The sequence below is a fragment of the bacterium genome (assembly GCA_040753085.1).
In the GTDB taxonomy this organism is placed as follows: Bacteria; UBA9089; JASEGY01; order JASEGY01; family JASEGY01; genus JASEGY01.
Genome location: JBFMHI010000088.1, coordinates 1 through 11,068 on the forward strand (window position 1 = coordinate 1; position 11,068 = coordinate 11,068).

Here is an 11,068-nt window from a genome sequence, read left to right on the forward strand (position 1 = left end):
TTCAGCCACTAAGGCACAAACTCGATGCTCGATGCTCGATCCTGGATACTGGATCCTTTACCAGCATCGAAGATCGAGCATCGAGGATCGAGCATCGAGCATCCAGCATCATGTGCTGAACGGTTACGCCTATAAATGGAGGCGAAATGGTATCTGCTCAGCCCCTAATCGGAGTGGCTTGGTGGCTGAACAGTGACACGAAATGGAGATAATAATCATTGGCAGCGGAACGGGGGTTCCCTCGCTTAAGAGGGCCTCGCCGGCTTTGATGATAATCACGGCCGGAGAATATTTGCTTTTTGACACCGGTCCGGGGACACTCAGGCAGATGCAGCATTTAGGCTGTGACTACCATACCCCGGGCCATATCTTCTATACTCACTTCCATGTGGATCATATCGCTGATCTGGCCCCATTTTTGTTTGCCGCCAAAAGTCCATCCTCCCCCAGACGAAAGAAGCTGGTGCTGACCGGGCCAGAGGGATTTAGCGGGTTTTACCTCCGTTTGCTTGACCTGTATGGGCCCCAGATCGTCTCTGACTTATATGAGCTGGAGATAAGAGAGATAAAAGAAGCGCCTATTATTGAGCCAAATTGGAAGATCACTGCCCGGTCTCTCCCTCATGCAGAACCGTCTGTGGGATATCGGTTAGAAGATCAAGAGGGTAAGGTGGTCGTCTACTCTGGTGATACCGATTACGGCCTGGCGTTAGTCGAACTGGCCAGGGAAGCTGATCTGCTTATCTTAGAATCAGCCTTTCCGGACGAAACTAAAGTGGCCGGGCATCTTACGCCTGGTCTGGCCGGCCAAGTAGCCAGGGAGGCTAATTGCCCGCGATTGCTCCTCACCCACTTTTATCCGGAGTGCGACCGAGTTGACATCCTGGCCCAGTGTCAGAAAGAATATCAGGGGGAGATTGTTATCGCCTCAGATAGGTTGAAGATAGAGGCGTAACAAATTGCGGATTGCGGATTGCAGATTGCGGATTGCGGATTGCGAATCGCGAATTGCGGATTGCGAATGTCTTCAGCCTTCAGCCTTCAGTCTTCAGCCTTCAGCCTATCCACCTGAGTAGATTCATCCATCCACTTGAGGTAATCTTCACTACCACTCACGATAGGCAGGGCAATTATCTCGGGGACACGGTAAGAATGAAGGTCCTTAACCGTCTTGATTACCTCCTTCATTCTTTCCTCTCGGGTCTTAATAACCAGAAGGAATTCGGCGGCCCGGTCTATTTTGCCTTCCCATAGAAAGATAGAGGTCAGACCAGGAATGATATTAACACAGGCGGCCAATTTCCCCTCTACCAGGGATTGAGCAATTTTCTCGGCTTCCTCTGAGGAGGAGACTGTAACAAGAATAACTACGTATCCTTTCATAACTTAAAGTAATTCTTCGTGCCCGGGCTGCCCCAAACCCCGGGACCGGTAATACGCAATCACTCGCTCCAGAAGCTCTTTTAGGTGAACCTTAGGCGAATATCCGATTAGATTCCTGATCTTAGTCAGGTCCGGCGCCCGTTTGATCATATCCTCAAACCCATATTCATAGGCATCATCGTAAGGGATATAAGCTATGGGAGAAGGACTGCCGGTTAATTCCTTAACCAGGCGAGCCAGGTCTTCTATGCTGATTTCTTCGTCATTGCCTATATTGAAGATTTCTCCTTCCGCTTCCGGTTTATGGGCTAACGTGATAAGGGCCTCCACCACATCACCCACATAAGCAAAACATCGTTTTTGTTTACCGGTGCCATACACGGTTATCGGCTGTTCTGTCAGGGCTTGCTGGACGAATCTGGGGATAACCATCCCGTATCTTCCCCGCTGCCGAGGCCCACAGGTATTAAAGAGCCGGGCAATAACCACGGGGAGGGACTTTTCCCGGTAATAAGTCAGGCCCAGGATTTCATCTAATCCCTTAGAAAGGGCATAACTCCAGCGGTGGCTGGTAGTGGGACCAAGCGTCATATCGTCATTTTCACAGAAAGCATCCTTCCCCCCTTTTCCATATATTTCAGAAGTCGAGGTAATAACGACCTTTTTTCGTCTCCGATTGGCCGCCTCAAGGATGATCTCGGTCCCTTTGACGTTGATTTGAATCGATTCCAGAGGTTTCTCCACCACAAACTTAACGCCCACGGCGGCGGCCAGATGATAGACTATGTTACACTCCTTGACCAACTCTTCTACCAGGGATCCTTTCATAATAGTATCTATGACGGCGGTAAATCTTGGGTTCGATTCTAAGTGAAGGATATTACGAATATCTCCCGTAGAGAGATCATCTATTATGGTTACCTCTTCTCCCCTGGCCAACAGCGTTTCCGTTAAATGAGAACCAACAAAGCCTGCCCCGCCCGTAATAAGATTCTTCACCGTCTTACCTCCCCATGCCAATATATTCCAGGCCGGCTTCGGCCATCTGCCGGGGATCATACATATTTCGACCATCGATAATAAGAGGCCTTTTAAGCAGTTCCCTAAGGCGGATCATATCCAAATCCCTAAATTCCTCCCATTCGGTAAGCACGGCCAGGCAGTCACATCCTTCGGCTACCTCATAGGGGTTCTGACAGTAAGTTACATCTTTTAAAATATGCCTGGCCACCGGGACAGCTACCGGGTCATAGGCCTTTATATTGGCGCCTTCTTTCTGAAGGGCGGATATAATGTCTCTGGAGGGGGCATTCCTCATATCATCGGTGTTCGGTTTAAAGGCCAGGCCCAGGATGCCGATAGTTTTCTCATTAAGTATCCAGAGGGCCTCTCTAATCTTATTCACAAAATGGACTCGCTGGCCGGTGTTTATCTCTTCTACTATTTTTAAAAGGTTAAAATCATACCCGTATCTTTCAGCCATCTTGATAAAGGCCGCCACGTCTTTAGGAAAACACGAGCCGCCATAGCCAATACCGGCATTCAGAAAAGACTTGCCGATCCGCTTGTCAAGCCCCATACCTTCAGTTACCATGGTGACATCGGCCCGGGCCGCCTCACAGATATTGGCCAAGGCATTGGCAAAGGATATCTTGGTGGCCAAAAAGGCATTAGAAGCATGTTTAATAATCTCAGCGCTCCGGATGTCAGTAACAATGACCGGGGCATCTAAGGGGGTGTAAAGTTCCCTCATAATATCGGCCGCTCGGTCGCTGGTTACCCCAATTACGATCCTGTCAGGATGCATAGAGTCGCTGATAGCTGATCCCTCCCTTAAAAATTCAGGATTGGAAACCACATCAAAGTCAATGTGATGAATATTGTTTAATCGAATCGTATGGGCTACCCTTTCTCCGGTCTCTACCGGAACAGTGCTTTTATCCACAATAACCTTATAATCAGTCATATCCATGGCGATTTGCCGGCTGACTTTCTCCACAAAGGACAGGTCTGCCTCTCCGCTGGGTAGAGGGGGGGTATGAACACAGATAAAAATAACCGTAGCTTTATCTACTCCCTCTTTTACTGAGGTCGAGAAGGAAAGCCTCCCGGCTGACATATTATGCTTTACCATCTCAGCCAAGCCCGGTTCATAAATGGGGATAACCCCTTCCTTAAGTTTGGCGATCTTCTCCTGATTGCTGTCCACACAGAGGACTTTGTGGCCTAATTCAGCAAAACAGGCCCCGGTAACTAACCCCACATAACCTGTGCCAATCACTGAAATCTTCACGGCGTTCCTCCTCTAATATAAATTGAGAGCTGAGGGTTGAGAACTGAAAGGTCTCCACTCTCCCCTCTCCACTAAGGGTCGATTATAACCCTTTTATGTTCAAATGTCAACATTTTTCTTGACCGCCTCCACAATCAGTGTTATATTTTAGGAAAATTGAGGAGGTCGAAATAGTGGTAAAAACACCCAAAGGTATAAGTCCGCCATCAATAGAAACCATCAAATGGGAGGATGGTATTCTTAAGCTGATTGATCAGACCCGGCTGCCGATGGAATCGGTTTATTTATCCTGTAGTGCTCCGGAAGAGTTAGCCAAGGCCATAAAGGCCCTGGTCGTCCGGGGAGCGCCGGCTCTCGGCGTAGCGGCCGCTTATGGGGTGGTCTTGGGCCTTAAAAATAGCCGGGCCAAAGATTATCAAGAATTAGAGTCTGAACTCAACGAGGTGATTGATTTACTGGCTTTTACCCGGCCCACCGCGGTCAACCTATTCTGGGCATTAAACCGGATGAAGCAGACCCTTGAAAGACATAAGCACGAAGATGTGGAGCAAATAAAGAGGTCGCTGGAGGAAGAGGCCATCCATATCCATTATGATGATAAAAGGCGATGTCAAAAGATGGGGGAATTGGGGGCCGGCTTAATCCGGGATGGAGATACTATCCTTACCCACTGTAATGCTGGCGCCCTGGCTACCGGTGGGATGGGAACGGCTCTGGGAGTGATATATGTGGCCCATCAGCAAGGCAAAAGGGTGAAGGTCTTTGCTGATGAAACCAGGCCTCTGCTCCAGGGGGCACGACTTACGGCCTGGGAACTTCAGGAGACCGGCATAGAGGTTACCTTGATTTGCGACAATATGGCCGCTCAGGTAATGAAAGAAGGCAAGATTAATTTAGTCATTACCGGGGCTGACCGAATCGCCGCCAATGGGGATACGGCCAACAAGATTGGGACTTATGGGGTGGCTATCCTGGCTAAAGAGCATGGGCTCCCTTTTTACGTGGCGGCGCCTCTTTCGACTATTGACCTGGAGATCAAGGATGGCGCTCAGATACCCATTGAAGAGAGGTGTTCTGAAGAAGTAACCGAGGGTTTTGGGAAACGGATAGCGCCTTACGGGGTCAAGGTCTATTCCCCGGCCTTTGATGTCACACCGGCCAGATACATTACGGCCATTATTACTGAGGAAGGCATCGCCAGGCCGCCCTATCAGGAGAGCCTGGCCAGGCTGTTTAAGGAGGAGAAAGAATGATTGAACGCTACAGTCGTCCTCGGATGAAGGCCATCTGGTCTGAAGAGAACAAATGGGCCAGGACATTAGAAATCGAGATACTGGCCTGTGAGGCCCAGGCCGAGTTGGGACATATCCCGGCTGAGGCCCTCAGAGTCATAAAAGAAAAAGCTGCCTTTGATGTAAAGCGGATTGAGGAGATCGAGCGGGAGACCCGTCACGATGTCATTGCCTTCCTGACCAGTGTGGCGGAAAATGTGGGGCCTGAATCACGGTATATTCACCTGGGACTTACCTCCTCTGATGTGGGAGATACCTGCCTCTTCTTGAGGACAAAAGAGGCCGGTGAATTGATCCTGAAAGGTTTAAAAAGGCTAATGGATGTCCTGGCTGGTTTGGCCGGGCAATACCAAGACACGGTTATGATCGGCCGAACCCATGGGGTGCATGCAGAGCCGCTCACCTTTGGGCTTAAGATGGCCCTCTGGTGGGATGAATGCCGGCGGGACTTAATCCGGCTGGAGGAGGCCATCAAAACCATCTCCGTGGGTAAACTCTCCGGGGCAGTGGGCACCTTTGTGCACCTTGATCCTTACGTAGAGAAGTATGTCTGTGAAAAGCTGGGTCTCACCCCGGCGCCGGTATCCACTCAGGTCTTACAAAGAGACCGCCTGGCCCATTTTATGACCACCCTGGCTATCTTAGGCGGCTCTTTGGAGAAATTTGCCACGGAGATTAGAAACCTGCAACGGACAGAGATCCGGGAGGTAGAAGAGGGGTTTGGAACTGGGCAGAAGGGTTCATCCGCTATGCCCCACAAGCGTAATCCGATCACGGCCGAACGGGTCTCGGGGTTAGCCCGTGTCCTTAGAGGTAATTGCCTGGCGGCCTTAGAGGATATGGCCCTCTGGCACGAGAGGGATATTAGCCATTCCTCAGTAGAACGGATCATCATCCCTGATTCCACTATCCTCATCGATTATATGCTGGACAAATTTACGACCCTAATGGAAAACCTCTCGGTTTATCCGGACAGGATGAAACAGAATCTGGAGGCCACCCAGGGGCTTATCTTTTCTCAGCGAATCTTGCTGGAATTAACTCAAAAGGGGCTTTCACGAGAGGAGGCCTACCGGCTGGTGCAAAGAAATGCCATGCAGGTCTGGGAGGGAGAAAAGGACTTCCAATCGCTGCTCCTGGAAGATAAAGAGATTTCAAACTGGATGAGTCAGGAAGAGATCTCGGCCTGCTTTGACTTGAATTACTACCTGCGGAATGTCGAATTAATCCTTAAGCGGGTGGGGTGTGAACCACAACAAGAAAGGGCGAAATCTCTAACTTGACGACCCCCCGAACCCGAAACTCGAAACTTATTCTCGTTTGGTGGCGGCTGGAGGCCTCGCGATGAATTACTATCAGAACAACCTGACTCTCCTTAAAGAGAAGGACCCGGATTTAGCCCAGCGGTTGGCTGAGGTCGAACCAATTGTCGGCTTTGAGCTTACCAAATCCCCTTTACCTGAAGGAGTGAACTTCTCAGAAGTAGACACCCTGGTTGTTTTTGGTTTTGGTCTCCACGTGCTGGAGTTGGTAGCCAAAAGCACGACTAATATCCTCATTCTGGTTATTGAACCTGACCTGGGCCGCTTTAAGACCTTTCTCACCGAGTTTGATTTTTCCCCTGGGTTCAAAGAAGACCGCCTTATCCTGGCGGTAGGCCAGCCACCTGAGCAGGTGGCCGCCCGGCGACTGGAAGCTTACTACGGCCTCTTGACTAACCGAGACATCCGGATAATAGAAGATCCAATTGCCCTTGCCTCCTTTCCTGAATACTTCCGGATCGTCAGGAAAAATCTGGCTGAGGTGATAGATACGGCGGCCAAAAATCTGGCTACCCTGCAGCGTTTTGCCAGGATATGGCAGCATAATATCCTGGCTAACTTGAAGAGCATCATCGAGAGACCAGGTTGGAATACCCTCTTCGGGAGATTTAAAAGCAAGCCGGTCATAATTTGCGGCGCCGGGCCTTCTCTGGACCAAAACGTCAAGTGGCTAACCCAGGCAAAAGGGAAAGCGGTAATTGTCTGTGTGGATACGGCCTTAAGGACACTTCTGACTAATAACATTCAACCGGATTTAGTGGTAGCCATTGACGCCGGAGAGGCGAATTACCGCCATTTTGCAGGTCTGGACACTTCAGGGATGGCCTTAGCGGCCGATGCGGTAACCTATCCGGCTATCCTGACCGATTTTAAGGGACCTATCTTTATCGGAGGATATGGAAATCCCCTAATGCAATGGTTAGAACAGTTCATCGGTTCCAAAGGGGAAACCAGCGTGGGGGGATCAGTCGCCACCACGGCTTTTGATTTGGCCAGAAAATTGGGGGGTGACCCCATCATCTTTGTCGGCCTTGACCTGGCCTTTTCTGAAGGGAGATTCCATACCTCAGAGGCTAAATTTGAAGTTGATGAAACCTTCCTGGCCGAAACCGAACGTGATATATTAGAACAAAGCCAGCGGATACTTGAAAAGTTAGCCCCCTTTCCCAAGCTGGTATCTATGTATGAAAATTTTTGCCGCCAGCGAAAAAGGAAACTCGTGGCTTATAAAACAGGGGTATGGTTGGAAGACACCTGTCCGGGAGAGCCAATGGCTAACTGGCTTTACTGGTTGGAGTCCTGGACGATGACCCCGGAGAGGATAGTGTGGGTGGAGGCTAACGATGGGTACATGGTGATAAGTTCTCCCAGATTTAATGCCTGGCGGCGATGGATAGAATCAAGAATCACCGCCGCCGGAGTGAGATGTATTAATGCCACCCAAGGAGGGGCAAAGATCAGGGGCGCCGAGGTTATGGACCTTAAATCAGCCCTAGCGGCTTACTCTGCTGAGACAGTAGAAGTAAAAGGGGTCTTAACGGACATTCAGGCAGGGTATCATCCGCCTCCTTTGACTCCCTTAAAATCCGCTTTAGCTGACCTGTCCGAAGAGACCCAGAGGATTAATCTCCTGGCCGGTCAGGGGGTCAGGATGACTGAATCTCTAATCAGCGCCTTAACCACTCAAGGTCAAGAGTGGTCTCCCCGGGTGCAGCAAATTATGGCTCGTCTGCTGATACTCTATCAGGACATAGTGACTCAACCCAATTTTTTTGCCCTTTACCGCTGGCAAATAGAATCATTGCTGTCTCAATTCGAGCCAGGATCAGATCGAGTAAATTCGAATAAGGCCCAAACTTATCAATCTTTCTTTGGCGAGATAGAAAGGATGAGTGGGGAATTAATCCGGCAGTTAAGCGGGTGGGTTAATTCGTGGCTAAGTTACAGATAAGACTTGCTTCACCAATTCGAGAGCCTTTTTAAACTCAAAGGGCTTATGGAGACAGCCGTAAGCCCCTTCTTGAAGAGCTTGCTCAATCAGATCACTAACCGGGAAGGCGGACATCATAATGACCTTAATCGCCGGGTCAATTCCCTTGAGTTTCAAAAAAATATTCACCCCATTCATCTGGGGCAGCCGGATATCTAAGAGGACCAGATCAAAGGCGGTTTCTTTGATTTTCTGGATAGCCTCTTCAGCATTAAGGGCCGCTTCGAATTGATAGCCCTCAGATTCTAAGGCTGCCCCCAGGAGTTCAGTCACATCCTCCTCATCATCAACGACTAAAATCCGGGCCATTCTATCCTCCTCTCGCTATTTATAGCATATTCGGGGCTAAAAAGCAAGCACTTTTTAAATTTCCCCTTGCCACTTGATTCAAAAAAAGGAGGGATACTGAAAGTCGTAACCGTTCAGCCACCAAGGCACGAAGACACAGGTCGTAATTTTTTCTTCGTGTCCTTCGTGCTCTTCGTGGTTTATCCTTGATTTTCATCAAGGCAGGCTCTTGTTTACCCCATCCTTTTACCCAATTTGTGGGTAAGGATAAGCATCAAGGGAAGGGAAGCTTTTATGCCGACGCTGTCGGTACAAAAGGAGATGAAACTTAACCCATAGCACTATAATCTGTAATGAGCTTACTTTTTTAACTTGATTTTGAGTAGATACGAAAGATCTAAAGGACAAATCTCTTAATGAGGTCTTTGTCCTTCAAAATTTAGACCACGCAAAAACTTCATATTGCTGACCCAATTATTTGCTCTGTAAGTGCTTTTTCTAAAATCATTCTCCGTGCCTCTGTGTCTCTGTGGTGAACGATTACAAAGGTCCCTTAGCCCTCAGCGCTTTATTTTAACGGCTGCCACCACATTAAGTGCCACCTCGTCTTCGGTTATAGAGATGGGGTCTTTCACTTTCAGGTGACAGATATAGTCCCCCATGGCCACAGGTTTTCCCCTATCATTGGTTCCGTCCCAGACGATGCTGTTCTTCCCGCTAAAGAGATATTGGTCTTTTAGCAGTGTCTTTCGGATATTCCCCTCCCGGTCATAGACCTGAAGGTCAGTCTTAGCCGGGATATTCAGATAAAAGACGATCTCGGTTACTGCCCGCTTAGGGTCGCTTCCATCTATATAGAAAGTGCCTTCTGAAACCTTCGGATCTTTGATCTTGACCGGAAGAGGCAGGCTCTCATTATTTCGGCCCATTGTAGGCGTTGAATCTATCTCCCAGTCGTCTTTTGTTTGAGTATCAATACCCTTCTTCCTGACCAGGCTCTCACCGGGTTTTAATAATTGACTCGAAAAGCAGTCCGACTGATCGGGTTTGTCCAAACTCATTATCCACTGACCGGCCTCGATCATAGAACTTACCCGTTCAATATTGGCGGCCGTCCATGTGGCATCCTGATCAGCCCAGCAGACGGCATCACATATCCGGCCTTTCCTGTCATAGAGGATTACCTGAGAGTCGGTTTCCAGTAATTCCATATCCGGGTTAAAGAGGCTAAGCCCACCATTATCGGCCTTCTTTTTATCAAGAAAGAACCCGCGATTAAGAACCAGATATTCCCCCGCTTTGATTTTCGTTCCCGGGGCAATAGTCTTTACGGATTCCCAGCCGACTTCGATCCTGTATCCGGAAAGGTCTAACTTTGTTCCCGCCTCGCCGGCGCAATATATTTCAATCCAATCTCCCCAGCCACAGGTCTTGCACCCCTTGGGGTTTTTAAAGCTGACCTCGGTTATGAGCAAAGCCGGCTGGGTAGTTGTATTGACAGAGGGTGTATCCGATAGAGTTTCGAGTTTCGAGTTCGGGGCACCCGCTTGCGGGTCGTCGAGTTTTGTAGTTATTATCTCCCCTGATAGATTTTCCAGGGGAGTTTGGATTAAGTCAGCGGCTCTTACTTCCCCCCACCAAAGGAGGGGGAATAAGATGGTGAGTATCATTCGAGTTTTGAGTTTCGGGTTTCGAGTTTCGGATTTCATTGGAAGTTTGGCTTCCACAAACTATCGGTAACCGATACTCGATGCTCGATACTCGATGCTCGATACTGGATACTAGATCCTTTATCAGCATCGAGCCTCGAGTATCAAGCATCGAGTATCAAGCCTCGAGCCTCGAGCATCGAGTATCAAGCATCGAGTATCAAACATCGAGTATCAAGCATCGAGCATCGAGCATCGAGCCTCGAGTATCAAGCATCGAGTATCAAGCCTCGAGTATCAAACATCGAGTATCAAGCATCGAGCCTCGAGTATCGAGCATCGAGTATCAAGCATCGAGTTGCGGCTATGCTGCACTCAACATGACTATACTGAATCCAAAGGGGCTTAATGTCCCCACATTGTTGAAATTTATGGTGGAATTCTGCAAGTCAAAAGCTCTCTTGTAGACCAGATATGATCAGTTGTAAGTGTTCAGCCACAAAGACACTAAGACACAAAGATTAAAGAATTATCGGGACGGTTCACCTTGCTGTGAAAGCTTGCGACTAATGACCTATCCCAGAACCTCCGCGATAGAAACCTGGTTTCTTGAAGAAACTTGGCTTCTGGTCACACGGGAGAGGTTTTGGGATAGGCTCTAAAAATTATCGACAATAGCCCCAGCGGGGCGGAATATTTATAGTTCCCCAGGCACAACCGTATATTAAAGCTCCGTAGGAGCGATATGTTTTTACATATATCGCCCCTACGGGGCTTGAGATGTAAGGGTTGGCATCTCGCTATAAATATATCGCCCCTACGGGGCTAAAAGCTCACTACAGGTCGCAAGG

At 48.9% G+C, this 11,068-nt stretch carries 11 protein-coding genes; 6 read left to right on the forward strand and 5 right to left on the reverse strand.

Annotation, left to right across the window (positions count from 1 at the left end; translation table 11 throughout):
• Positions 1 to 31: 31 nt before the first annotated feature.
• Both AB1797_09495 and AB1797_09500 read left to right on the forward strand, forming a co-directional pair.
• The gene (locus AB1797_09495) at positions 32 to 196 is read left to right on the forward strand and encodes a hypothetical protein (protein MEW5767842.1); all 165 of its coding nucleotides are present in this window, start codon (positions 32 to 34) and stop codon (positions 194 to 196) included.
• A 6-nt stretch (positions 197 to 202) separates the two neighbouring features.
• Entirely contained in the window at positions 203 to 955 is a 753-nt protein-coding gene (locus AB1797_09500; protein ID MEW5767843.1) for a ribonuclease Z, read from the forward strand.
• 86 nt (positions 956 to 1,041) lie between these two features.
• Here the strand turns inward: AB1797_09500 and cutA are convergent, their stop codons facing one another.
• Genes cutA through AB1797_09515 form a run of 3 tightly spaced genes read right to left on the reverse strand, consistent with a single transcriptional unit; the run spans position 1,042 to position 3,676 of the window.
• Positions 1,042 to 1,383: a divalent-cation tolerance protein CutA gene (gene cutA, locus AB1797_09505; GenBank protein ID MEW5767844.1), complete on the reverse strand. Its 342-nt coding sequence runs from the start codon at positions 1,381 to 1,383 to the stop codon at positions 1,042 to 1,044.
• Positions 1,384 to 1,386: 3 nt separating this feature from the next.
• Positions 1,387 to 2,382 carry a GDP-mannose 4,6-dehydratase gene (locus tag AB1797_09510; GenBank protein MEW5767845.1) on the reverse strand — a complete coding sequence of 332 codons (996 nt, stop codon included), beginning with the start codon at positions 2,380 to 2,382 and terminating at the stop codon, positions 1,387 to 1,389.
• A 4-nt stretch (positions 2,383 to 2,386) separates the two neighbouring features.
• On the reverse strand, positions 2,387 to 3,676 hold the full coding sequence (locus AB1797_09515; protein ID MEW5767846.1) for a UDP-glucose/GDP-mannose dehydrogenase family protein: 1,290 nt from the start codon (positions 3,674 to 3,676) through the stop codon (positions 2,387 to 2,389).
• Between the two features lie 209 nt (positions 3,677 to 3,885).
• Between AB1797_09515 and mtnA the strand changes: the two genes are divergently transcribed.
• The 3 genes from mtnA to AB1797_09530 all read left to right on the forward strand — a co-directional run bounded on the left by mtnA (position 3,886) and on the right by AB1797_09530 (position 8,241).
• Positions 3,886 to 4,929 (forward strand): S-methyl-5-thioribose-1-phosphate isomerase, encoded by a 1,044-nt coding sequence (mtnA, locus tag AB1797_09520; protein ID MEW5767847.1) that lies wholly within the window; start codon positions 3,886 to 3,888, stop codon positions 4,927 to 4,929.
• The gene (gene purB, locus AB1797_09525; GenBank protein MEW5767848.1) at positions 4,926 to 6,251 is read left to right on the forward strand and encodes an adenylosuccinate lyase; all 1,326 of its coding nucleotides are present in this window, start codon (positions 4,926 to 4,928) and stop codon (positions 6,249 to 6,251) included. Before mtnA ends, purB begins: the two co-directional genes overlap by 4 nt.
• A gap of 61 nt (positions 6,252 to 6,312) precedes the next feature.
• The gene (locus tag AB1797_09530; GenBank protein ID MEW5767849.1) at positions 6,313 to 8,241 is read left to right on the forward strand and encodes a 6-hydroxymethylpterin diphosphokinase MptE-like protein; all 1,929 of its coding nucleotides are present in this window, start codon (positions 6,313 to 6,315) and stop codon (positions 8,239 to 8,241) included.
• On the opposite strand, the gene AB1797_09535 is transcribed toward AB1797_09530, so the two are convergent.
• Together AB1797_09535 and AB1797_09540 are read right to left on the reverse strand one after the other, a co-directional pair.
• The gene (locus AB1797_09535; protein ID MEW5767850.1) at positions 8,227 to 8,589 is read right to left on the reverse strand and encodes a response regulator; all 363 of its coding nucleotides are present in this window, start codon (positions 8,587 to 8,589) and stop codon (positions 8,227 to 8,229) included. The genes AB1797_09530 and AB1797_09535 overlap by 15 nt on opposite strands.
• A 539-nt stretch (positions 8,590 to 9,128) precedes the next feature.
• The gene (locus AB1797_09540; protein ID MEW5767851.1) at positions 9,129 to 10,295 is read right to left on the reverse strand and encodes a hypothetical protein; all 1,167 of its coding nucleotides are present in this window, start codon (positions 10,293 to 10,295) and stop codon (positions 9,129 to 9,131) included.
• Positions 10,296 to 10,318: 23 nt separating this feature from the next.
• On the opposite strand from AB1797_09540, the gene AB1797_09545 reads away from it, so the two are divergent.
• Complete coding sequence (locus tag AB1797_09545) at positions 10,319 to 10,684, forward strand: hypothetical protein (protein ID MEW5767852.1); 366 nt, start codon at positions 10,319 to 10,321, stop codon at positions 10,682 to 10,684.
• The last annotated feature ends 384 nt before the right edge of the window (positions 10,685 to 11,068 follow it).